Source organism: Pseudoalteromonas sp. AWH4_217, from assembly GCF_056161105.1.
The window spans coordinates 200,557-225,215 of the sequence record NZ_JBSWYM010000001.1; the positions used below are offsets into that span (position 1 = coordinate 200,557).

Consider the following 24,659-nt stretch of genomic DNA (forward strand, 5'->3'; position numbering starts at 1 on the left):
CTACTTTAGCGGATCTTTAAAGTTGCCAGCCCCGCCAGCACTAATATGATCGAAATAATCCAAAATCGCACAATTACTCTGGGCTCTGGCCAACCCTTTAATTCATAATGATGATGGATAGGCGCCATGCGGAAAATCCGCTGACCACGCAACTTATAGGAGCCAACCTGTAAGATCACAGAAAGTGCTTCCATAACGAACACCCCGCCCATAATCAGCAACACCAGCTCCTGACGTACCAAAATGGCGATAATCCCGAGTGCGCCACCGAGTGCAAGTGAGCCAACGTCGCCCATAAAGACTTGAGCCGGATAGGTGTTAAACCACAAAAAGCCAAGCCCTGCACCAACAATTGCCGTGCAGACCACCACTAGCTCACTGGCAGAGGCTATATGAGGAATATGGAGGTAATTTGCAAATACAGCATTTCCGGTTACATAAGCGATAATGGCCAGTGCCGACGCCACAAGAATGGTCGGCACTATGGCTAAACCATCGAGTCCATCGGTCAGGTTCACGGCGTTCGACGTGCCTACCAGCACAAAATAGCTCATCACCAGGTAAAACAAGCCCAGTTGAGGCAATACGTCTTTGAAAAATGGCACGACGAGCACAGTTTCTGACGGATCTGAGGAAGTGAAGTAAATAAAGGCCGCGACCGAAATCGCAATCACCGACTGCCAGAAATATTTCCACCTAGCTATCAAACCTTTACTGTCTTTACGTATCACTTTACGGTAGTCATCAACGAACCCGACAACCCCCAGCGATCCAATCACAAACAAAGTGATCCAGACATATTTATTGCCAAGGTCACCCCACAGTAAAGTGCTGGCAAAAATAGCACCTAAGATCAACAACCCGCCCATGGTTGGAGTGCCAGACTTAGATAAGTGCGATTCAGGACCGTCATCCCGGACTGTCTGGCCAATCTGCATTCGCTGTAACGCTCTGATCAGCTTAGGTCCGAAATACAAAGAGATCATTAACGCGGTCAGGATCCCCAGGATCGCACGCAGCGTCAGATAGGAAAAAACGTTAAAGCCACTGTAATATTGCGTCAGATATTCCGCTAACCAGGCTAACATGGGCGTTCCTCTTCACTGTCAGAACCATTATTGGATGCTTGCTCGGCTGCAACCAGATCGGCAACCAGTAACTCCATGCGTGCACTGCGTGACCCTTTTACGACCACGGTACAAACCTCATCGCGTTGTGCCAGTAATTGTACAATTGCCTGCAGCATATGCTCTCTCTGAGAAAAATGCCGATTGGCAGTTTCAAGTACATCGCTGGCATAACGACTCAATACACCTAATGAAAACAGCGCATCAATGCCTTTTTCTTTGGCATATTCACCTACTTCTTCATGGTATCGACGTGCTTCTTCTCCCAGCTCGCCCATATCACCTAATGCGAATACACGATAACCTGGCATACTGGCCAACAAATCAATGGCGGCTTTAACTGAACGAACATTCGCGTTGTAGCTATCGTCAATGATCCGCAGCGTGTCTGATACCTCGATCAAATTGACGCGACCTTTTACCTCTGCCATGTTTTCCAGCGCCAGTTTCACATCTTCCAACGTCGCACCCAGTTGTACGGTACAAGAGGCTGCTATCAGGGCATTCATAACGTTGTGCTCGCCGGGTAAAGGGAGCGTGATGGAGACGCGTTGCGTACCCTGACACAATGTAAAAGTGGCACGGCCCAGTGTATCCAGGGTGATATCTTCCACCCACAGATCACGTTGCTGTGTCATAGAGAAACGACTGGTACGCTGAGTTGTCAGACTTTGCTCCCACATCGGCGCAAAGCGACAGTCACAGTTCAACACAGCAACACCGTTATCTTTCAGACCGGAGAAAATTTCCCCTTTTGCCTGCCCAACTCCTTCAATCGAGCCAAAACCCTCAATGTGCGCCGGCGCAACATTACAGACAACAGCAACATCTGGATTTACCAGTGCACTGGTATAAGCAATTTCACCGATATGGTTTGCGCCCAGCTCTATCACTGCAAATTCATCGTCTTCACTGAGACGCAACAAAGTCAGTGGCACCCCAATGTCATTGTTGAAATTACCGGCAGTCGCCAACACTTTACCCAACCGGGACAGAATGGCCGCAGACATTTCTTTCACTGTGGTCTTGCCAACACTCCCCGTAATAGCAAGTGTTTTTGGTGCTACCTGCCTGATCACGGCCTGACCAAGTTGCCCCAGTGCCAGTCGTGTATCTTTCACTACCAGTTGAGGAATATCTACTTCTACCGGATGATCAACAATGGCGGCAATCGCGCCTTTTTGCTGCGCCTGGGCAACAAATTTGTGACCGTCAAAATTCGGCCCTTTTAACGCCAGAAACACTTCGTTTTCACTAATTGTACGTGTATCTGTATTTACATTTGAAACACTGCGGTTTTGCCCGTCATAAGGGGCCTTCAGTACATCCGCAAGCCAAGAGAGATCCATCTTGATCATGCACTTTCCCCTGATAATATTTTCTGGGCCCAGCTAATATCACTAAAAGCCAGGCGTTGTTTTCCTATAATCTGATAGTCCTCATGCCCTTTACCCGCGATCAGGATCACACTGTGTTGATCAGCGCCCCGAATTGCGTCACGTATGGCACTCGCCCTATCAGGCTGACAAAGAGCATACTCGGGCTTACTGAGCCCAGCCTTAATGTCTTCAATAATTGCTAATGGATCTTCACCACGCGGGTTGTCACTGGTGATCACCACAGTATCTGCATATCGCTCAGCCGCCTGTGCCATTAACGCGCGCTTGCCTTTATCGCGCTCACCACCGCAGCCAAACACACAAGTTACTTTGCCTGGTACATGCTGCTGCAACGCCTGAAGTGCCAGTGCCAGCGCATCTGGCGTATGGGCATAGTCGACCACACATGTTGGCTGCCCGGCAACTTCGATGGCCTGCATCCGGCCGGTGACGGGCTGTAATTGTGCAGCTCCTGCAACCAGCTGAGCCAGTGGAATACCCTGAACCAGCAATACAGCAAATGCCGCACTCAGGTTGTACAGATTAAACTCACCAAATAGCGGGGTACTGACCTCAGCGTCTCCCCAGCTGGTGTGCAATCTAAAATGGATCCCCTGACTGTCAAATTGTGCCTCACTGAAGTACACGAAATGCTTTAACGCGTCATGTAATAGGCCATCAGCAGGTTTGCGACCAAAACCTATCGGGTGAACAACCTTACCCGCTTTCAGCCATTCCTGTGCCCAAGGGTCGTCAATATTAACCACCCCGTAATTCGGCGCACAGTCACTAAATAGCCTTAGTTTGGCCTCGGCATACTTTTCCATTGTGCCATGATAATCAAGATGGTCGCGGCTCAGATTGGTAAATACCGCCACATTAAACTGACACTGTGAGACTCGCCCCTGTACCAGCCCATGAGATGATACTTCCATAGCAGCCAGTTGGTAGCTGTGACGCAGTTCATTTAAAATACGCTGCAAATCAACATGAGACGGTGTGGTATTATGCAATGGCGTCAACGCATCTGGTGCACCATATCCCAGTGTGCCAATCACTGCACCGGGCAAACCACACGCGCTAGCCAAATGTGCAATCATTGCCGTCGTGGTTGACTTACCGTTGGTCCCAGTGACACCAACGAGTTTCAGAGCACGGCTGGGCTCACCATAAAATGTCGCCGCCAGCAGAGCCACTTTGTCTGCCAGTGCGCTGATCCGCAATACTCGTTCATCCTCTACATCGAGGGTACAGTGTGTGTCGGCCAAGACCACAGCTGCGCCACGCTTTAACGCTGCACCGACATACTGACCACCATCTTGCTGATGGCCCTGAAGTGCAATAAAGCAATCGCCCGGACACACATCTCGGCTGTCCAGGCGCAAATCGTTGACGGGGATAGCTGGGTATGACACCCCAATATTAGCCAGTGCAAGGCTCAGATCATGTATCATTATCAGGCCTCGACAGGTAGGCGACACGCTCTTTATCCGGTGCCACATTTAAAATTCTCAGTGCATTGGAAACGATTTCGGCAAATACCGGCCCCGCCGTATGACCACCGTAATACACATCACCACCAGGTTCATTGATCATCACAACCACCGCAAGACGGGGATTGCTGACCGGTGCAACGCCGGCAAAATAACCCACATATTCGTCGCCATACCCGCCTGCGATGGCTTTTTCCGAAGTACCGGTTTTAGCTGCTGCCCGATATCCATCGACGATGACATTAGAAGCCGTGCCGCCTTTTTCAAACACCGATTCCATCATCTCCACCACAGCCAGTGCATCTTCTTCACGAAACAGACGTTCCCCCGGCACAGGTCCATCCTGCTTCATTATGGTCAGTGGCCGGGAAATCCCGCCAGCACCAAACGTCGCGTAAAGTCTGGCTACCTGTGCAGTACTGACTGAAACCGCATAACCATATGACAAGGTAGCAATTTCAAAGTCAGACCAGCGACGATTAGGGTAAAACAGGCCCGAACTTTCGCCAATCATCATAGTGCCGGTGTCTTCGCCAAACCCAACCTGCTGATACAGGCCAACAAAATATTCTTTGGGCAGCATCTGGCTGATTTTAGCCACCCCCATGTTACTGGAAATCTTAAGGATTTCGCGCAGTGTCATTTCACCGTGATTACGCTCATCTTTGACCAAGCCACCATTAAGGCGCATCCAGCCCGGATAGGTATCTATGGTATCGTCCGCCTGGATCACGCCATGATCTAACCCGGCCAGCACAGCCAACGGCTTGAGCGTGGAGCCGGGCTCAAATAAATCGGTTATAGCACGGTTACGGCGTTTATATGGCGCCGCATCACTCATATCATTGGGATTAAAGCTGGGACTATTAACCATCGCCAGAATTTCGCCGGTGTGAACATCAACCACCATGGCCGAGCCAGAGGTTGCCTGATAAGTCAGTACAGCTGATTTAAGTGCCTGATAAGCAATTGCCTGGATACGTAAGTCAATACTCAGGTGAACATCTTCCGGCTCTACGCGTTCTTCTTCGGCCAAAACCTGAACCTCGCGCCCCTGTGCATCCTTACGTATGGTGCGGCGGCCTTCGGTACCAGTCATCGCCTTGTCATAGAGCTTTTCAATGCCTTCGATACCAATGCCATCAATATTGGTGACACCCAGTACATGGGCCGTGACTTCCCCATTGGGGTAATAACGTTTCGACTCGTCGAGTAAGTGGATCCCGGGTAAGCGCATCTGACGAATATAGTTGGCCACCGCAGGCGTGACCTGGCGCTTTAAATATACAAAGCGACGCTTGGGATTGTCGCGCAGGCGTTTATCTATCTTTTCTTGTTTGATTTGCAGTACATCAGCCAGTTCCCGCCAACGCACTTCGTCCCGATAAAAAGCGTGTTTACGGGCACTCAGCTCTGCGGCGTTATCGGCTAATGCCTGAGTATCTTCACCATTACGGCGGGCTTTTCTCAGCACCTTTTTCGATAATGCTTTGTCCAGCGCCTTAGGATCAGCATAAACACTGACCACAGGCACACTGACCGCCAGTTCCTTGCCATTGCGATCGAAGATCATCCCGCGTTGTACCCGCACAGTCTCAACCCGTACAGTGCGCTTGGCATTTTCAGAACGAGCTTTATCGGGCTCAATCACTTGCAAATAAGCGGCACGCGCAATCAGTGCGGCAAACACCAGCACCAGCATCACGCTGACCAACGCAAAACGCCAGCTGATTAAATTGACTGTGGTCTTCTTCGCCGGGCTCATGGTAGTACGATCACCTGTTCTTCTTTACTGGTTGGCCGCTTCATCTGCAATTGAGTTCTGGCGACTTCTTCAATACGTGCATGTTGCGAGTAAAACTCCTCCTCAACCAACAAGTAGCGCCATTCCAGATCCAGTTCATCTCGTTTTTGTAATAATTTATCCTGCTCAATCAGCTGCTGGCGGGTTAGGTGGGTCACCTGCACCACGGCAAGAGCCGACCCTAAGGTCAATGCCAGCAACAAAAACGTCAGCTTGTTATCCAGTAACAATTGGCATATTTCTACGAATAACTTAGGCTGACGCTGATGCTTTTTCATTACAGTTTCTCAGCAATTCTCAACACTGAGCTGCGCGCCCGCGGATTGGCATCAATTTCTGCCTGGCTCGGTTTGATAGCCTTGCCCACCGCCTTCAGTGTCAGATTTTGCTTTAGCTGTGCATCCGTCAGCGGCAAGCCGCGTGGCACAGCCTCGCCTTTACTCTGTTTTTTAATAAATTGCTTAACAATGCGATCTTCCAGCGAGTGAAACGAGATCACCACCAGGCGCCCACCCGGTTTTAATACCGTCAACGCAGCCTGCAATGCCGTCTGGATCTCTTCCAGCTCACTGTTGATATAAATTCGAATCGCCTGAAAAGTGCGGGTAGCAGGATGTTTGTGCTTGTCTTTTACCGGCACCGCTTCATCAATGAGATCTGCCAGTTGCTTGGTTGAGGTGATCTCAGTGTGCTCACGGGTTTCAATGATTTTGGTCGCAATCCGGCGGGCAAACTTTTCCTCGCCATATTTTTTGATCACAAACACCATGTCTTCCAGTTCGGCTTCCGCTAACCACTGTGCGGCACTGCGACCTGCCGTTGGGTTCATGCGCATATCAAGCGGACCATCTTTCATGAAGCTAAAGCCACGCTCGGCGTCATCAAGCTGAGGTGAAGACACGCCAATATCCAGCAAAATACCATCAACCTGACCCAGCAAGCCGGCATCACGGGCAACGCTCTCAATGTGTGAAAAACGATTGTGGGCAATACTGAAACGCGGATCATCGGCAAACTTTTGCGCCGCCGCAATCGCTTGCGGATCCTGATCGATGGCCTGCAACCTGCCCTGCTCGTTCAGCCGCTTAAGTATTTCACCCGAGTGACCACCGCGGCCGAATGTGCCATCGATATAAGTGCCATCGGGTTGGATATTCAATGCATCCAGCGTTTCAGCCATCAGCACTGAAATATGTTGCCATTCTGTCGCCATAAAATTTGGTTTTCACCCCAGTTATAAAGAAAAGTCATCCAGCTCAGGGCACGCTTCCACGTCACCACTGCGCTCGATCTCAGTATCGGCCTGCATTTGCTCATACCAGCGTGCTTCGTCCCAAATCTCAAACTTATTGAGCAGTCCCACCAGCATCAGCTTTTTGCCAAGGCCAGCGTGCGCACGCAGCGTGGGCGCCAGTAAAATACGGCCGTTTTTGTCCAGCTGGTATTCTTCCGCATGCCCCAAAAGCATGCGCTGCCAGCGTCTGACTCTGGGGTTAGTGTTGGAGAGTCGTTGTAGCCTGGATTCTATTTCTCGCCATTCTGACAGTGGATACAGCCACAGGCATGGTTCGTTGATCGCAATAGTGCAAATCACAGCGCCCTGTTCTTCAGACAGCAGAGGCTGGCGATACCGAGTTGGTATCGAAAAGCGTCCTTTGTCATCGAGGCTCAATGAGCTTGCGCCGCGGAACATACTTACCCGCTCGGCCTGTTACAATAAACGAATCTTTGATCCAATTTGATCCACTCTAACCCACATTTTCCCACAGGATGACAGTCTAGGGCTTGACAAGCCTTTTTGTCAAGTTGGATCACTCACCTTGACTCGCCTACAGGCCAGAAAAATCGCGGGGTTTATGGAACTCCATGAAATCGGTGGGAAAATGTGGGCAGACGAATAATCCGAGATCTTTTGGCTGAAAAACGTACCTCATTTGACTACTTAAGGATATTTCATTCATGAGATTTTTAGGCTTGATGGTGTTACCAAAAAGCCGAAAATTTAATAACTCTCGACTAGTATTTAGGTTAAACGGGTTGGTTAAAGCGCGCAGCGCTTGTATCATGCCGCCACCTCATAACCAGGCGAGTTTGTATTATTAAAGAAATATCAATAAAACAGCGATTTTACCGATTGATGCTGGTGCTCAGTCTGCCTGGGTTCTTGTTGATCCTGGCTCTGTTATTCGCGCAACGCAGCAATATGCTACAAATGCAGGAACAGCAGGCGTTAATGTATGCCAACCAGGTTGCCACGCTGCAGCATGCGGAAATTGCCGCAACACAAAGGCTATTGCAGCAATTGGCCTATCAGCCAAAAGAATTACAACATCAGCCAGGCGTATGTCCGCAGCTGCTTTCAAGTGCACAGCACTTATCACCCAGCTTCGCGAATTTTGGTCTGGCCACACCGGATGGCAACGTCACCTGCTCGTTATCTCGAATATCTGGCCCAATCTCTATCGCCGATCGTCCCTACTTTCAGCAAGCGATAGATGAAGGCACATTCAGCATTGGGGAATACCAGCATGACAGAAGCATTAACAGTGCAACGCTCAATTTTGCTCACCCAGTCTATCAGGACGGGCAGCTCGCCATGGTGATCATTGCCGTCAAACGCCTGTCGCACTGGAGTCGCTCACTATCAAGGCTGACGCTGCCTCAAGGTACCCGTGTGATGGTGGCCGATCATACCCGAGCGATTGTCGCAGAATACCCCTACAGCAATGCGCCTTTAGGCAGAGCCGTTAGCGAAGACTGGCCCGAAGGCCTGAATGAACAGGCAGTGCTGCTCAATGATGCCAATGGCCATCACCATGTGTACATTCGCCTGCCCTTGTTGGCAGCACGGGGTGAACTGACCATTTATTTCGCTTTCCCCTTTGAAAGTGCCTGGCAACAAACACAGCGCCACTTTGCCTTGGTTTTAAGCAGCTTTTTTATCTTGTTGTGCCTGCTTATCTGGCTGGCCCGTTATCGTCTCAACAAAACCCTGTTGCAACCCTTAACGCAATTCAGACAAGCCATTGCGGCTCTGGCACAGGGACGCACACTGGACCTCACCAGCCACACCATGCCTCAGGAGCTTGCGGTTCTGGGTGAGCATTTTGAAAGCATGGCCAAGGTGCGCTTGCAAACTGAACAGCAATTGACAAATAAACACACTGAACTCCAGACCTTGCTGTCGGCGCTGCCCGACAGTTACCTCCGTGTTGATACTCAGGGCCAGGTGCTTGCTAAGCATGGCTCGCTGGTGCAGCAAGGCAATACACTGAGTGAGCTATTTCCCCATCATATTAATAAACGGATCCGTGTTGCGCTGACGTTGCTCAAAGATCAGCCGCACCTGCTTCTGGAATACACGCAGGGCGAAAACCAACGAGGCTACGAAGTCAGAGTCCAGGGGATGAGTCATGCTGAAGAGGCCGTTATTGTGATCCGAGATATCAGTCATCGCAAACAACAGGAAGAAGCACTAAATCTGGCTGCGCTGGTTTATAACAACTCAAGTGAAGGCATGGTGATCACGGATGCTCATGGATATATCTTAGATGTGAATCTTGCCTTTACCGAGGTGACAGGTTTCTCTGCGCATGAAGCAATAGGCAAAACCACCGCCATACTCAATTCAGGCAAACACGATCGCGCTTTTTATCGCCAAATGTGGCATGCACTGAGCGATACCGGCCGCTGGCAGGGCGAGATTATTAACCAGAGAAAAAATGGGGAACTGTATACCGAATGGCTGACCATAGATACCGTCTATGATGAACAACAAGAAGCCTATCGCAGAGTCGCGATTTTCACCGATATAACCGACAATAAGCTCAAAGATGAGCAACTTTGGCGACAAAGCCACTATGACTCATTAACCGATCTGCCCAACCGGACCAGCCTTAAAAAACATCTCAATAATCTGCTGGCAGAGCCAGGTAAGCAACTGGCCATACTGTTAATGGACATTGACCATTTTAAGGATATCAACGACACCCTGGGACATTATTACGGCGATCAACTACTCACCCAGGTTGCCAAAGCATTGCAATCACTTGAGCAGACTGGCGTCACACTTTCGCGGATCGGCGGTGATGAATTTGTCATCATTTGTGAGCACTGCAATAGCGAAGAAAAGGCCATCGCCCTGGCAGAGCGGGTTCAGCAAGTATTTAAACAGGACTTTGTGTTGGATGGAGAGTCCTGCCATGTGGGTGCCAGCATTGGCATTGCACTGAGCCCCCGTGATGGTGATAGCAGTGAATTATTGCTAAAAGCGGCGGATCAGGCCATGTATCGAGCCAAAGATCAGGGCCGTAACGGATATGCGTGTTTCGATTCGACTTTACGCCAGCAAAGCGAGCAGCGTTTATTAATGCTCAGAGACATGCGTCAGGCATTATCCGACGCGCAGTTTGTGATGTATTACCAGCCCATTGTGAACATGAAAGATCAGCAGATCCATAAAGCCGAAGCCCTGATCCGCTGGCAGCACCCCGATAAAGGCATGATCAGCCCCGGTCACTTTATACCCCTTGCAGAGGAGACCCAGCTGATCCATCAACTGGGAGAGTTTGCCTTCCAGCAAACCCTGCAAACACTCAGCCGCCTGCAACAACGCCATGGTGTGTTCCAGATCAGTCTGAACGTATCGCCGGTGCAGTTCAATGCCAAGCACACCAGCCTGCTGAAGTGGCAAGAACAGCTCCACAACGCCAATTTGCAACCCGAAGACGTGGTCATTGAAATCACCGAAGGCCTGATGATGCAAGGAGAAGGCCGTAGTCAGGCACGGCTTGGTCAGCTTATCCAGCAAGGGTTTTCAATTGCGCTGGATGATTTTGGTACCGGTTACTCCTCCCTGGCTTATCTTAAGCAAATGGACACCGACTTTATCAAGATAGACAAACGCTTTGTTGATGGCATTGAGCACAACGAAGACGACCTGGTACTGTGCGAAACCATGATCATGATGGCACATCAGCTGGGGCTCAAGGTTATTGCAGAGGGCATTGAGACCGCCACGCAGCATGAGCTGCTCAAACAAGCAGGGTGTGATTATGGCCAGGGGTATTTTTATGCCAAGCCTATGAGCCTGGCAGATTTAGAGGCTTTGTTGTTAGAAAAATCACAGTAACTGCAGTAAATTGCGCTACTGTGACCGGCGTTATAGCTTGTTCTTAACAGTAAGGATAACTTGGTATCGAGCCCCCAGGTGGTATGGTGCAACCAAACGGTAGGCGTTTTCTTTGCAACCAAATCCTATTAACACGTCACACATGCCTATCTGTGTGAAATGGCTTTAGTGTCAACACAGGAGGCACAGTCACAATCACGGTGTCTGGAACCACGAATCCTCAAAGGTAATCGTGCAAACGGGTGCCCCATCTTACAAGTTAAAGAAGGATGGGGTGCTATAACGCAGTGCTATTATTGGTCATCAGATCCTTTGCTAATTCCCTTAAGAAAGGGCCCATATACATCACTCAATAGCGCATTATCAATAAAGTGGTCATAACCGATATTTCCACTCAGTTTATCCCCCTCTTTCTTCCAGTATGCACTCGACAGTTTTGCACTCTTTTTATAAATCCCTTTCTCAATAAAGTAGGCAATCAAATAAGGCGCCTGAGCGGAACCCGCTTTCCAGGCATCCACCAAATTTTTAAGCGCCAGCTTTCTGTTTCTGTTTTCAAATTTTCCCTGTAATAATGCCAGCGCTCAAAGAACATGGTATCGATTCATCACCTGAGCACTACGTTCAGCGGTTTGGCGCAGCAAGGCGACACCGGCATACATCTGAAGCGCATTTTCTGCATGTACAATTAAAACAAAAAAGGCCACTGCACTGCAGTGGCCCAACAAGATCTCCAGATCTTACATGTTTGTTATTATGGATTATCCTTAAAAGTCAGTACTTACTCTGCGTCTTGCAGGCCCAGAGCTTTGATCATCTTAGTACCGATATCGACATGGTGTTGCAGCGTAGAGAACTGCTCAGTCACGCCCGCCGGACCAAAGGCATAGACAGGTACTGGAGCCGCAGTGTGCGTACCTGTGCCCCAAACTACGTTTTGTTGCTTCGCCACTACACGACCGATTTTTGCAGTAAAGTCTTCTGTGTCATATACATAGAAGTCAGAGAAATCTTCAAATTTAGGCAGTGGGTAGTTGCTGCTATTCAGAGCGTCTGAGGCATTCACTTTTGCAGCTTCTTCTAATGTCACTGTGTATGGCGTGTATTTCTCAATAGCCTCTTTCCATTGCTGATCTGTCGCATCTGTGTAGTTGTAATCTCCATTCACTTCACCCAGCACGTCGTAGAAGGTGCCTACTTGTCCATATAAAGTATCCAGAATGCCCAGCCCACCAAAGTTAAACTTAGGCTTATACTCGGCGCCATTCATACCATCACCAGGCAACAATACGCCTTCTGGCTTGTTGTGGCTTGAGTAACTAAAACCAAAGCTGCCGGTTTCATGGTCAGCGGTGACCAATACCAACGTATCTGTGCGCTCTTTTGCCCACTCATGAACGGCTTCAACAGCTTCGTCGAACTTAAGCAGCTCGTTCAACATCCAGCCGGCATCATTCGCATGGCCTGCCCAGTCAATCTGGCCGCCTTCAATCATCAGGAAGAAACCGTCTTCATCTTTAGACAGGATATCCAGTGCCTTAACCGTCATCTCTTTTAGAGACGGCTGCGTACAACTGTCATCGGCCTTACAGTCTCTGTAAGCAATGCCATCCGCCATACCTGAGTTGGCAAACAAGCCAAGCAGTTTATCGCTATCCGTTTTAGCTAACTGTGCCTTATCAAACGCCAGTGTATAGCCATGCTTGTCTTTCGCTTCAACAACAACATTGCGGTCATCACTGCGCTTCGATTTTTTATAGACACTGGCAGGCATGCCCAGCTCTGCAAGTATTTGCTGATCCTCGGCATCTTCTTTAATATCAGATGGGATAAAGACGCGTGCACCACCAGAAAGCATGACATCGACCATGCCGCTTTCTACCATTTCAACCGCAATTTCAGGCTCCAATGAGCGATGTGGTTGGTGTGCTGCAAAGGCCGCTGGCGTAGCGTGTGTTAAGCGAGTATCAGAAACCAGACCTGTCGCTTTGCCAGCTTTTTTCGCTTTCTCAAGAATAGTTTCGATAACGTAACCCTGGTCATCCAGGCCAATCATCTCTGAGCCCGATGCTTTACCAGTCGCCAGCTGAGTTGCTGAACACGCAGAGTCTACAACCAGGCTGCCATTTGCACCGTGAGGTGCGTTCAGAGACAGACCCAAGTGGCCACCCGCTGCAAGCTTAGACAGTGCAGTTTGGTTGTTTTTATTATTGTATGTTGAGTTAGGTGCACGGCGCGCATACTCTTCCAGTAAACCAACCTGCTGGGCACCCATACCATCGCCAATCATCAGGATAACATTCTTAACCTGAGTCACAGCCGTCGGAGGCACTTTCACCTCTTTAATCACTTCGACTTCAACTTCTTTAACCACTTCTTTTGCAACTTCGACTTCCTTTACGACTTCAACCGTTCTGGTGTCGTCATTGTTACATGCGGTCAATAAGACGGCAGATACTGCCACTGCTAATAGCTTTTTATTCATTGTAGTGTTCCTAAAACGTAATCATCTGAGCCGCGGCACAGTTTAGGGACACTTGATGACTTTTTTATTTCACCCGAGTGACACTTTTTGTTCGTCTACTGTTGTTTTTTAGTCAAAAAAGAGCCAGCAAGATGGCCGCTCACACCAAAGATAAAAATACTCAGCAACACAGATGCAGCGGTAATCTTCGTCAGTAGCAGGCTATACGCAAGATTGGAACCCAGCAGCATCAGGCTCAGTACCACAGAGGCTAGCCCCTTTGGACCAAACCAGGCCAGCGTCACTTGCGCCCGCCAGTCTAAACGGGTCGGCATAAGCAGCACCATAACAGGGATAAAACGAAACACCACAACAGCCAGCAGGGCATAAAGCCATATCTGCCACTCAAATGCAGTAAATAACAGCACACTGGCACTGATCCCAAAGATGACCCACAGGATATAGGCTGCCAACTCTGCTATTTGCTCACTTTCCTCAATTAATTTGTCTTTAAAGGCATCGCGAAACCCATAGTCAAACAACAGGCCGCTGATAAACACCGCAATAAAACCACTTCCCTCCAGTAACTGAGTAAGCGAAAAGATCCCAATCGCAATGCCGATAAATAAAAACGGGCTACTTTTAGCGGCAAAAAAGTGATGACGATAGGTCAATTTTATCAGCCATATGGCGGCAATGGTTAACATTAATGCAACAGCAAGTGCAATCCCTACCTCCTGTAAAAACAACATCAAAAGTGAGTGCCCCGAAGGCGCTTGCGTATGAATGCTGCTGCTTAATAAAAACAGAAAAACAGGCACACACAAGCCATCATTCAGACCACTTTCGACATTGATGGCCTCACGGAGTTTCGCTGGTACTTGTTTATCCTGAATAAAGCTCTGACACAGCGCGGCATCAGTTGGTGTCAACATGATGGCCAGAATAAGCCCTGCCAACCAGGGCAGTGAGAGTAGCCAATGTGCCCCCAATGCGGCCAGGCCCATAGTCAAAGGCAGAGCCAGCAGTAATAACAGGGGAAGTTGATAAGAATGCAGCAGCACTCTGAGCCGGGTTTTTGCGGCATCAGAGAAAAGAAAAATGGCCAGGATCAGCTCCACCAGCGGCAAAAACTCACGCAAGCTCTCCGGACGCAACGACAGTGATCCCTGGAAGTACCATCCCAACGCACAGCCAAACAGCACAAACCACATCGGCCCGGTAAACTCCGCCCGCTTCAGCTGACGAATAGCAATGGAATACAAGAAAATAGCCAGCCCCAACCAGGCCAGCACCAGATAGATTTTTTCCATTCAACGCCTCCTTGGCCCTACCAGAACAAACATATGTGTTCAGTAATGTAGCGATGAAACTTAGGATAATCAATTATCTGGTTCATGTGTGTTCACCCAACATGAGTGAACACACAAAGCTGCCTATACTCAGTTGGCGCGGCGGTACCAAAGTTCAATTAACTTACCATCCCGTTTGCTTGCACTCAGAACAGGCAAACCAAGTTCATCGAAAAGAAAATGCTCTTCAACATTGCCTTCTCCTTTTCTTATCCAAATGCCATCGTCATAGTGCGTCTCATAAGATGACACGACATGAAAAAGCTGCGATTAGCCCCGCTTATGCTGTTTTCTTGTGGTTAATTTTTGCTAGAATGGCGACAAATTTTTTTGGAGAACCGTCAATGGCAATGTATGTAGTGGGACATAAGATCCCTGACTCAGATTCAATTTGTGGTGCAATTGCACTGGCTTACCTGAAGAACCAGATCGGTGAAGAAGCAATCCCAACACGTTTGGGCGATGTCTCTCCTGAGACTCAGTTTATTCTGGACCGCTTTGGCTTTGAAGCGCCGGAGCTAAAACTGAGTTATGCGGGTGAAGAAGTCTATATCGTTGACCATACCGAAAAGACTCAGGCACCGGATGACATCGATGAAGCAACGGTTGTCGGTGTGGTTGATCACCATAAACTGGGCGACCTGACTACCTCAACGCCGCTTGAGTGCTGGATCCGTCCGGTTGGCTGTAGTAACACCATCATCAAAATGATGTACGACTTCTACGGCGTAGAGATCCCACAAGGGATCGCAGGCCTGATGATGTGTGCAATTCTGAGCGATACCGTGATCTTTAAGTCACCAACCTGCACTACAGCAGACATTAAATGCGTTGAAGCGCTGGCTGAAATTGCAGGCGTAGAAGACTTTAAAGCACTGGGCATGGACATGTTCAAAGTAAAATCAGCGGTTGAAGGTACACCGGCACGCGATCTGGTTATGCGTGACTTTAAAGACTTCAACATGAATGGCAACCTGGTTGGTATTGGCCAGCTGGAAGTGATTGACCTGTCTGTATTTGATGACATCAAAGCCGACCTGGAAGCCGACATTGCTAAGCTGAAAGAAGAAGGCGGCCGTCACTCAGTATTACTGCTGCTGACCGATATCATGAAAGAAGGCTCACAAATGCTGATCGCATCTGACGACGAAAGCATTGTAGAAAAAGCCTACCAGGTCACCCCTGAAAATAGCCGGGTATGGCTGGATGGCGTACTGAGCCGTAAAAAGCAGGTCGTTCCGCCACTACAGGATGCGTTTGCATAATCCGCATTACTGTCGGTAACCCTAAATTAAGCCCTGATCATATCAGGGCTTTTTTGTTGCTAGCTGTTATGTACCGCTGACGGCGCCTCTTGTGGCGTACTACTGCGTTTGCCCTGATACTGATAGACAAAAATCGCAAACATGATAATCGCCAGACTCACCAGGATCCGCGAGTCAAATGCCTGATCCGTCACCAGATAAGACAGTAATACTCCAACTGTTGGTACCAGGTAATTGCTGAATGAAGCAAATGCAGGTCCTTTACTCATGATCAATTGCATAAACAGAATATAGACCACACCACCACAGAACACGCCGAGATAACCGCTGGCAAGCATCGCATCGACACTTATCTGTGTGACATTAAGATCCGCAAACAGCATCGCTAACGGTAGCAATTGCAATGCGGAGAGTGCAATAACGTCACGGGCAACTACAACCGGATGCAAATGCTCAAGCTTTTTCACCAGAATTAAGCTCAGTGCAAAGCTCAGTGCTGCGATAAAGATGGCCGCGGCACCGACAAACTGGGATGCTGACTGCGCCTGAAGCTGAGGTAAAAATAAATAAAGCAAACCGGCAAAGCCAATTAATCCGCACAGAATGCCTTTGACGCTGAAATCGCTGTCCTTTAGCAACAAAGGCGCCAGTAAAATCGTCAGTAACGGGTTCATACCCGTGATGACAGCAGCGTGAGACGCCGCCGTCGTTTGCTGACCCCAGGCAACCAGCAAAAAGGGCAAGGTGGCTTCCAGCAATCCAATCACAAACAGTAATCGCCAGTGACCTGGCTCACGCTTTAAGCCCAGAAAGTAACAAGCAACAATCAGTACCAGTGCGCCAATGGTGGAGCGCAATGCTGCGATCCACAAAGCTGGCATGCTCTCAAGAGCAATGGCGTTAAAAATATACTGAGATCCCCACAGGAAACCACACGCCACTAACATAATCATATATTTCATCAAACACTCCTTTTATGAATTGGCTGCATCTGATTGAGCAAAGGCACGCTCCAGTACCGATGCAACCGCCAGCACCTGATGCTCACACCACAACTGCCCAACCACCTGTACCCCAATCGGCAAACCGTTATTATCTTTTCCAATACAAACAGTTGCCACAGGTTGGCCACTTAAACTGTAAGCCATGGTAAAGGTGTAATTGTCGATCTGTCTTACTGAGTGTCCGTGGGCTTGTGCCGTTGTGGCACTGACCGGGCACAAAGTGATTGGGTAACGCTGGCTAAAAGCCTGCATTGCAAAATTGTATTGGTCCCACTCACGCAGTCGGCCACGCAATTCAGTGACCGTCAGCTGACAAGACGATGCAGACTCCAAAAAGGCCTCAAACAGGGGAGACAGTGCTTTGCTCCCCATTAATTTTGCCCCCTGATACCAGCTTTGTCCGCCATCAGCACCAAACGCAATCATCTCCAGAGCCAGCGACTTAACCTTATTCAGACATGCCGGCGCGTCATTGGTCACTGATCCAACAAATGGCGCAAGTGTATCAACGGCCCGTCGCAATGCCTGCACGATTTCCGGCTGGACATCGCACCAGCCATTGTTTTCATACCAGGCCACATCCAACGTAGAGATATCACAACGCTGGTAATCCTGCACGGGTACAGGCATAGTATTCGGGTCAATGCCATCTGGCCCGGCAATGATCTCCAACAGTAACGCCACGTCATCAATGTAACGCCCCATAGGACCATAAGACGCCGATCTTACGTGCAGACTGGCCCCTTCCATGGGCACCCGTCCGGTTTGTGGCAAGCGACCTTGTGTGACTTTTAGCCCGGCAATGCCCACCATGCTGGCAGGAACACGAACACTGCCCATAGAATCTGAACCAAGTCCGGCTGGCGAACAACCCGATGCAATAGCAGCCGCTTCTCCCCCGCTGCTACCACCGGGTGATAAGTGCGAGTCAAGCGGATGATTGGTTCGGCCATAGATCAGGTTATCCGTCTCGAACGCCATCAGTAATTCAGGCACATTGGTAATGCCCAGAATAATGGCTCCTTGCGCTTTGACCCGCGCAACTATGGTGGCATCTTCTTCGGCAACAAACCCGGTCAGCCCTTCCGTCCCCATGGTGCAGGGGAAACCTGCGACCTTACACATGTCTTTGACTGTCATAGGCACACCATGCAGACGACCCAGTGGTGCGCCACTGCGTACCTTTTCGTCCGCAGCTTGTGCCTGTGCAATCAGGTCTTCAACCCGAGCCACCTGAACAATGGCATTCACTTCACCATTGTGTTTTGAAATCATATCCAGATAATGACGCACCAGCGCTTCACTTGATAGCGCACCAGACGCTATCAAGTCAGCCTGAGTGCGCAATGATAAAGTTGCAATATCCACTCAGACCTCCGGTTTACTTGGCAATTAGTGGCTGGTCATACTGGATCTTCTCCAGACCATTAATGGGGAACATGATTTGATCGTGGATCACGATGCCAGGTGGTTGTGTGCTTTCGAACACACTGCCATCTTTGTCAATAACCGTTGCAGGTGCTGCGGTAATAAAGGAAGAGGCACCTGTGATAGACGCATTCGGGTGATAACTGATGATCAGATACAACAGTGAGCTGCCATCCTCAGTAGGCAGTAGCGGACAGCCGTTAATTTCTTTTTCATAGCGCGCATTACCACGTTTATCTGTGATGAATACATTCGGCAGGCCACCGAAAGGCTGTACCACTAACTCGCCTGCCCGATCCCAGACCGCCAGCATCGAGTACATAGAATTGGGAAACAAGTGCTTGAATCTGGCCACAGTTTTCGCCGAATTATCGTTATAACACTGAAACTTGTAACGACCACGCGCTTTAGACCAGGAGCCTAAGGTGATCTCTTCTTTCGGTCCGTCGAAGAAGGGTACAGGATTCGAGTGCTCTGGTAAACGACGCTCGATGTAGCCATGATTACCGATCAGGTCGACATAAGTTGGCTTGTCCATAATGGGACGATTTTTAAGTCGGGGATCGGCGTCTGGCATGTCCAGAAAACTCTGCAACCAGGCTACATTAACAGGATCGGTCGTTGAGGCAAGAATGGTATCAGCCTCACAGTTCTCTGCACTTAATGGCTTGGCATCCAGCGCCCCCGGCGTTGGATCGTATTCGCCAACAAACTGAAAAGACAGATCGTTAAGGCTATCGTAAGCCGCCGGGAATTCGAATAATTTACGACCACAGTAGTTATTTACCCCTGTGGTTAAATGACCTTTTACAGTGCGTTTGGCAATAATTTGTTTGTCGTGTTCACTCTGCTGGGCTTGTGTTTGAGGTGCAGCATACAATCCGGTGGCACACAGCAGTCCGATGATCAGTTTGTTCATGAGTTTGTTCCTTTTATCCTATTGGGCTAATAGCGCATCTGCGGCTCCAAAAACGACTGGTGTTTGCCAGGACTAAGAGTGAGCCGCAATATTGAACTGAAAAGTTAAATGCTAATGACAATCTTGCCGCGCACATGCTCGGTTTCTGATAAGGCATGAGCTTCGCCGATGCTGGTAAAAGGCATTTCAACAATTTCCGGAAGCTTAATTTCTCCGTTGTCAATTAATGCACCAATCTCACTAAGCTGACCGCCGTTTGGCATCACCAGTACGCGCTCATGCGCGAAGTCATATCGGGCTGGCAGCTCATGTGTCTTGAGTGTGGAAATATATTTGCCAGTTGCTTTGACTGTGTCGTAAATACCCGCAACATCGTTGTCGACAATATCAAAGACCACATCAAACTGACCCAGAGATTGCAGATAGTCCGGTGTGTTGTAGTCGACCACCTGATCCGCGCCTAAGGTACGCAAGTAGTCATGATTCTTTGCTGATGCAACCGCCGTAACGGTGGCACCCAGACGCTTTGCAAACTGCACAGCGAAGCTGCCAACACCGCCGCTGGCACCATGAATAAGGATCGATGTCTCAGAATCGATATCAGCCAATTGATTAATCGCCTGCCAGGCGGTCAAAGAGGTAAGCGGGACAGATGCGGCTTGTGCAAAATCCAACTTCTGTGGTTTTTTCGCAACCAGCGCAGCATTCACACTAATAAACTGTGCATAGGCACCGTCTTTGGTCAGATCGCCAAACGCATAGACCGGGTCGCCAACCTGAAAGCCCGTCACGTGCTCACCGACTTTAGCCACAGTTCCGGCAACGTCCCAGCCCAGGATCAAGGGCAACTGATGAAGCTCTTCTTCTGCTAACCAGCCTTCGCGGACTTTCCAGTCAACCGGGTTAACACTGGTGTAAGCCACCTCTATCAGTACGTCGTCCTCAGCAACGTTGGGCAGTGCGACCTGCTCTTCAAGCAGTTTACTCTGCCCCCCGTATTCGTGAATTCTGAGGGCCTTCATAGTCGTGATGTTCGTCATATTTGCTCCTGATTAAATGTAATGAATCAACCAGTCATATGCTAATACGACGCTGTTTTTGTGCACCTGTCCAGGCAGTCAGGTTTACCCAGATAGGCCATTTGGTCGCGTTCAGGCTGCACCTTTCAGGCGGCCACTTCCAAATGATTCAGCACTTTTCCATGCTCATTCAACCTCAACTCAGCGACCTGATATTTACCAAATAGCAAAGGCAGAGTACTTTGCAAACTGGCGGCCAGATCCACTAACAGCACTTTGGGATTATGTTCATAATAGCGCCCCCAGGTAGATTGCTGCTGTTGTGGTAACATCTCGACGTTAGCCCGTGCCACTTCATGGAAATAAAACCCCAGCCGGCCAATCATTTTTTCAACGATGGGGGTAACAGTCACTAAGGTATATTTCTGACCTTTTGACCACATAATATAAGGTAAGGACTCCAGTAGTTTGAGCGCGCCACCTCGTCCCTTAAATGACGAGAATGCACCAATCTCACAAATTTCCTGACGAGACAGCTCTATGCCCAATGTATCGAGCACATGTGTTTCAATGTTATCTCCTTCTATATATTGCTCCGAAAATAAGGCTTTGTTTGCCGCATAGGTAATCCCATAGGCCGCCAAATACTCTTCACAACCATTGGCGCTTTTTTTCAGTGATATGAATTCATCGACCTTAGGCTCAATAATGGCTTCATGGACCAGTTCATAGTGACTCGCGACCAGCTGCTTAAGAATAGAAAAACAGGATGAGTCTGGGTTTATGGTATTAATGGTGGACAGTGTTTGTGTACAGTTTTCGATTGCAGTCATGATATTTCCTTTATGCTAGTTTGTGATTACCTGTCCACTGTACTGCCCTATTCCCATTACAGACACAACGCAATATTTCGTTTCATTTCAAGTGATTACATATCACGCTGATATATTTCAGGACCTTTCACTGTCCAACAGTACAGCTGCCCATTGGATCGGTTATGCGATTTTTAGCGCTCCCTATAATGGGTCGTATTGAAGCAACACGGCTTAACAAAAAACGTACTAATGCGAAACGGCTTAATTAAAAAGGAACTGAACCATGACTAAGGCAATCTCAATCATCGAAAACAACTGGCAGGTACTGGTAACACGTGCATCAAACAAACTTATCGACTGCTTTAAACTCAGACACAGTGTTTTCTCTGAAGAACTGCGTTGGGTAAAAACAGAACAAAGTAAAATGGAAATCGATAAGTACGACTTTGCCAGCACTCATGTCATGGCCTATCAGGAAGATACTGTGAAAGGTTACATGCGTATCACTCCTGAGCACTCGCCCTGGCTGCTGAATGACACATTTAGTTTCCTGATTGAAGATAAAAACTATCAGTTTGAGAAAAACAGTGCAGAAGTAACACGTCTTGCAGTAGACATCATTTCCCGAGATGCCAAGGTAAAAGACACCTTTACAGTGTGTGACCTGTTGATAAAAGGACTACTGGCACATGCACAGCAAAATAATATCCAATACTGGTATATCGTTGTTTCAAGACAGATTTTGTCACTACTAAAACGTAAAGGCCTGCCATGTGAAATACTGGGTAAAACAGTGACTATGCCTGATGGAGTAAGAACCGTTGCAGCCAAAATTGATGTACGCCAGTTTATTTCTGCCTGTAACCAGTTTTATCTGACAAATACTGCACCAGAACCTGTGGAAAATATATCCTACCTGCAAGCTGCATAAAATATATTTAAAAAGCCGGAGCTTGGTTACCATCCGTTCCAGTAACCAAGCTGTACCCGGGATAAAAACTTCACAAATTAACACTTGACTAACTATGCACTCACCATAGAATAAATATTCTCATTAAAACGTAACTATGGTGTGCTTAATATGATTGATAAGGATAAATTGATCCAAACACTGGATTTTGTCGATAGCTGTGTAAAATCGGAAAATGACAGTATCTCAGTAAATAACTTATTTAATAAACTAGACAAACTCATTCCCATCAGAACCGCGATTTTAGCCATCGATGTACAAAATCAATTCCAGCTCACGAGTCCCTCGCAGTTATTTTCCTACAACTTGAGCAATGAGTGGCAGGATATCTACTTTCAGCGAAAGTTCTATCAACAGGACCCCGTGCTTAATGCGCTGTCTCAAAGCAACCAGGTGGTTGACTGGCAAAGTGCATTTCAGTTCTCTCCGGCAAAAGAGCAGTACTCCAGTGATTTTCAGTTTTTATCTCAGAAATATGTGGGCAGTCATGGCCTGTCTATTGTTGTCAACAACCACAGTGGCTCTACCCTACTGTCTATTTCGACCGAGGCTACGACCAATAAAGCAGACGCGCATATCTTGTCTTACATCGCGCCACATTTTCACGAACTGTTCTCACGTGATGGTGAGAACACCCGACGAAAAATTGGCATGCCACAACTGTCCAAACGAGAGCTAGAAGTCTTGCAATGGGCCAAAGAAGGCAAAAACAATGGTGATATTGCCATCATCCTCAGTATATCTGAGCGTACAGTGAAGTTTCACTTGTCTAATATATTCACTAAGTTGAATGTGGTAAACCGCTCTCAGGCGATAGCGAAAGGCATGAGCTTCGGTATTATCTAGGCAAACCGCCCCTTAAAAGGAAACAAATATATTTTGTTACAAATAATATATCCACAAAAATAGCGAACTCCATTTAGGTGGATATATTATTTTCAAGATCACAGTTAGAATAATACTAGCTTTTTATTGAAGATAATAGAAAAATACCATTTACAACAACAATTCTTGCTTTAGCAGACATAAAAAAGAAAAATAAAGCATACCAAATATTGAAATTAATCGTGAGCCATTATGGTGCATTATTTACACTTGATTCACGAACTAACATAGGCGTTATACTGTTGTAGTTATTCCACAGATACAGAAATACAACGCCCTGTCGTCATAATATTAAGCAGCCATCGCCTGCTCGTCAGGTTCAGGCTCCGCTATCTGCCAATTTTCAATGACGATTTCACAGCTATTCCCTTTGAGGACTTCAACATTTCCAAAGTTAATCCGCAGTGCGCCCTGCCTGTATGCGCAGGGCTCAAATACATCCAAACCCAGAGTCTTTGCAGCATCATGTAACTGCTTTTTAGCACGGCACAGTTTTACATTGAACTGAGTTTCATTGTCGCCAATCATACGGTGCAATAACTCCCGCTCAACCCACCCGGTCAGCAAAGGATCGACTTTTTCGCCCTCTTCCCAGGCTTTCATTGCTTGCTCATGGTATTCGCGCACCAATAACAGCAGGATATAGTGATGTACACGCTCGCCCAGATCCACACACTGAGAACCACGCTTGAGCAACAAGCGCACATGCCAGTCGTTGTCGCTGACCTCAAAACGCAGTGAGACTGGCGTGTCACTTTTTATCGCCGGCGTCATTTGCATGTTCCCAGGTACAGCAGTGGGAGCAGGCGTAACCTTCAGTGCTTCTTGCTCTACAAATGCCTCATCACCACCAAATAAACGTAGACAGATATATTTTTCGAGCAATGCCAGGTCAAAAAACCGCTGATAGTCACCGTAGCTTTCCAGCACTGAGCCAATCGCCAGAGCGCACTGATCTCGATTAAAAAAATGTGCACTCACCTGCAAATAGTTACAGCCATGTTCTATTGCACGCAGTGCATTATCATGAGCGTCAATGTTTGAAGAATAGAAGATAAATTCCGTATTCAGCTCGTAGGCCAGTGCTTTGGGCGCCAGCCAAAGCATAAAATTCTCAACCCCGGCAGGGCGGAACCCACCCAGGCAATCTTCAAATGCGATCCGATCGCTGCCAATCATGTCGCAGACTCGCAACGCTTTTTTAAGCTCCTGACTGCCAATGCGATACGCCTCTTGCAATACCAGCCTGAAGCGAAAGACCTTATGCGTCAGAGCCGACTCAAGTATATCGATCAGATCAGCGACCCGCGCTTTGCTTGCCAGCAATTCAGGCTCAACACGTACATAACATAACCGGGGCAAGTCCGCGCCTCCTTCCTCCAGCATCTGTTGCAACTGTGCTACTGTCATCGTGCCCCAGACGTCGTCCATACAGGCATCTGCCCCGGACCAGACTATGTCTGCAAATTTCGCCTGTTTACTCAGAGCCAGCAGCTCAGCCGCAACCGGCTGCTCTACACGTTCAACAAAACCCTGAAATGTGACTGGATACAGCTGTCTGTTCCAATTTTCCACCTGTTTTCGAACGATTCCCATTTGTTGCT

19 protein-coding genes are annotated in these 24,659 nt (G+C 48.3%); 4 read left to right on the top strand and 15 right to left on the bottom strand.

Annotated elements, in window-relative coordinates; genetic code table 11:
• Window positions 1-5: 5 nt before the first annotated feature.
• The 7 genes from mraY to mraZ are packed head-to-tail and all read right to left on the bottom strand — an operon-like array spanning window position 6 to window position 7,496.
• Window positions 6-1,088, bottom strand: a complete 1,083-nt coding sequence (gene mraY, locus ACXAH1_RS00885; protein WP_054014815.1) for a phospho-N-acetylmuramoyl-pentapeptide-transferase — start codon at window positions 1,086-1,088, stop codon at window positions 6-8.
• Window positions 1,082-2,485 carry a UDP-N-acetylmuramoyl-tripeptide--D-alanyl-D-alanine ligase gene (locus tag ACXAH1_RS00890; protein WP_475193037.1) on the bottom strand — a complete coding sequence of 468 codons (1,404 nt, stop codon included), beginning with the start codon at window positions 2,483-2,485 and terminating at the stop codon, window positions 1,082-1,084. The genes mraY and ACXAH1_RS00890 overlap by 7 nt, the downstream gene beginning before the upstream one ends.
• Window positions 2,482-3,957: a UDP-N-acetylmuramoyl-L-alanyl-D-glutamate--2,6-diaminopimelate ligase gene (locus ACXAH1_RS00895; protein ID WP_475193292.1), complete on the bottom strand. Its 1,476-nt coding sequence runs from the start codon at window positions 3,955-3,957 to the stop codon at window positions 2,482-2,484. The genes ACXAH1_RS00890 and ACXAH1_RS00895 overlap by 4 nt, the downstream gene beginning before the upstream one ends.
• Window positions 3,950-5,764 (bottom strand): penicillin-binding transpeptidase domain-containing protein, encoded by a 1,815-nt coding sequence (locus ACXAH1_RS00900; RefSeq protein WP_475193040.1) that lies wholly within the window; start codon window positions 5,762-5,764, stop codon window positions 3,950-3,952. Before ACXAH1_RS00900 ends, ACXAH1_RS00895 begins: the two co-directional genes overlap by 8 nt.
• Window positions 5,761-6,081 carry a cell division protein FtsL gene (gene ftsL, locus ACXAH1_RS00905; protein ID WP_253046618.1) on the bottom strand — a complete coding sequence of 107 codons (321 nt, stop codon included), beginning with the start codon at window positions 6,079-6,081 and terminating at the stop codon, window positions 5,761-5,763. The genes ACXAH1_RS00900 and ftsL overlap by 4 nt, the downstream gene beginning before the upstream one ends.
• Window positions 6,081-7,016, bottom strand: coding sequence for a 16S rRNA (cytosine(1402)-N(4))-methyltransferase RsmH (gene rsmH, locus ACXAH1_RS00910; protein WP_475193045.1), 936 nt, complete (start codon window positions 7,014-7,016; stop codon window positions 6,081-6,083). The genes ftsL and rsmH overlap by 1 nt, the downstream gene beginning before the upstream one ends.
• A 21-nt stretch (window positions 7,017-7,037) precedes the next feature.
• Window positions 7,038-7,496 (bottom strand): division/cell wall cluster transcriptional repressor MraZ, encoded by a 459-nt coding sequence (mraZ, locus tag ACXAH1_RS00915; RefSeq protein WP_046004813.1) that lies wholly within the window; start codon window positions 7,494-7,496, stop codon window positions 7,038-7,040.
• Between the two features lie 444 nt (window positions 7,497-7,940).
• Between mraZ and ACXAH1_RS00920 the strand changes: the two genes are divergently transcribed.
• Window positions 7,941-10,934, top strand: a complete 2,994-nt coding sequence (locus ACXAH1_RS00920) for a bifunctional diguanylate cyclase/phosphodiesterase (protein ID WP_475193047.1) — start codon at window positions 7,941-7,943, stop codon at window positions 10,932-10,934.
• 781 nt (window positions 10,935-11,715) lie between these two features.
• On the opposite strand, the gene ACXAH1_RS00925 is transcribed toward ACXAH1_RS00920, so the two are convergent.
• Complete coding sequence (locus ACXAH1_RS00925) at window positions 11,716-13,419, bottom strand: alkaline phosphatase (protein WP_475193049.1); 1,704 nt, start codon at window positions 13,417-13,419, stop codon at window positions 11,716-11,718.
• A gap of 95 nt (window positions 13,420-13,514) precedes the next feature.
• A complete protein-coding gene (locus ACXAH1_RS00930) occupies window positions 13,515-14,711 on the bottom strand; it encodes a cation:proton antiporter (protein WP_475193050.1) in 1,197 nt (398 codons plus the stop codon).
• 383 nt (window positions 14,712-15,094) lie between these two features.
• On the opposite strand from ACXAH1_RS00930, the gene ACXAH1_RS00935 reads away from it, so the two are divergent.
• Window positions 15,095-16,015 (top strand): manganese-dependent inorganic pyrophosphatase, encoded by a 921-nt coding sequence (locus ACXAH1_RS00935; protein ID WP_475193053.1) that lies wholly within the window; start codon window positions 15,095-15,097, stop codon window positions 16,013-16,015.
• Between the two features lie 59 nt (window positions 16,016-16,074).
• Here the strand turns inward: ACXAH1_RS00935 and ACXAH1_RS00940 are convergent, their stop codons facing one another.
• The 5 genes from ACXAH1_RS00940 to ACXAH1_RS00960 all read right to left on the bottom strand — a co-directional run bounded on the left by ACXAH1_RS00940 (window position 16,075) and on the right by ACXAH1_RS00960 (window position 21,218).
• Window positions 16,075-16,977: a DMT family transporter gene (locus ACXAH1_RS00940; RefSeq protein WP_475193055.1), complete on the bottom strand. Its 903-nt coding sequence runs from the start codon at window positions 16,975-16,977 to the stop codon at window positions 16,075-16,077.
• A 12-nt stretch (window positions 16,978-16,989) separates the two neighbouring features.
• Window positions 16,990-18,387 carry an amidase gene (locus ACXAH1_RS00945; protein WP_253046596.1) on the bottom strand — a complete coding sequence of 466 codons (1,398 nt, stop codon included), beginning with the start codon at window positions 18,385-18,387 and terminating at the stop codon, window positions 16,990-16,992.
• 13 nt (window positions 18,388-18,400) lie between these two features.
• Window positions 18,401-19,366: a hypothetical protein gene (locus ACXAH1_RS00950; protein WP_253046594.1), complete on the bottom strand. Its 966-nt coding sequence runs from the start codon at window positions 19,364-19,366 to the stop codon at window positions 18,401-18,403.
• A 104-nt stretch (window positions 19,367-19,470) separates the two neighbouring features.
• On the bottom strand, window positions 19,471-20,406 hold the full coding sequence (locus tag ACXAH1_RS00955) for an NADP-dependent oxidoreductase (protein WP_475193058.1): 936 nt from the start codon (window positions 20,404-20,406) through the stop codon (window positions 19,471-19,473).
• Window positions 20,407-20,531: 125 nt separating this feature from the next.
• On the bottom strand, window positions 20,532-21,218 hold the full coding sequence (locus ACXAH1_RS00960; protein WP_253046590.1) for a thermostable hemolysin: 687 nt from the start codon (window positions 21,216-21,218) through the stop codon (window positions 20,532-20,534).
• 265 nt (window positions 21,219-21,483) lie between these two features.
• Here ACXAH1_RS00960 and ACXAH1_RS00965 point away from each other — a divergent pair, with 265 nt between their 5' ends.
• Together ACXAH1_RS00965 and ACXAH1_RS00970 are read left to right on the top strand one after the other, a co-directional pair.
• The gene (locus ACXAH1_RS00965) at window positions 21,484-22,131 is read left to right on the top strand and encodes an acyl-homoserine-lactone synthase (RefSeq protein WP_253046588.1); all 648 of its coding nucleotides are present in this window, start codon (window positions 21,484-21,486) and stop codon (window positions 22,129-22,131) included.
• A 150-nt stretch (window positions 22,132-22,281) separates the two neighbouring features.
• A complete protein-coding gene (locus ACXAH1_RS00970; RefSeq protein WP_475193059.1) occupies window positions 22,282-23,016 on the top strand; it encodes a helix-turn-helix transcriptional regulator in 735 nt (244 codons plus the stop codon).
• Window positions 23,017-23,346: 330 nt separating this feature from the next.
• Here the strand turns inward: ACXAH1_RS00970 and ACXAH1_RS00975 are convergent, their stop codons facing one another.
• Window positions 23,347-24,651 (bottom strand): hypothetical protein, encoded by a 1,305-nt coding sequence (locus tag ACXAH1_RS00975; protein WP_475193061.1) that lies wholly within the window; start codon window positions 24,649-24,651, stop codon window positions 23,347-23,349.
• Window positions 24,652-24,659: the final 8 nt, after the last annotated feature.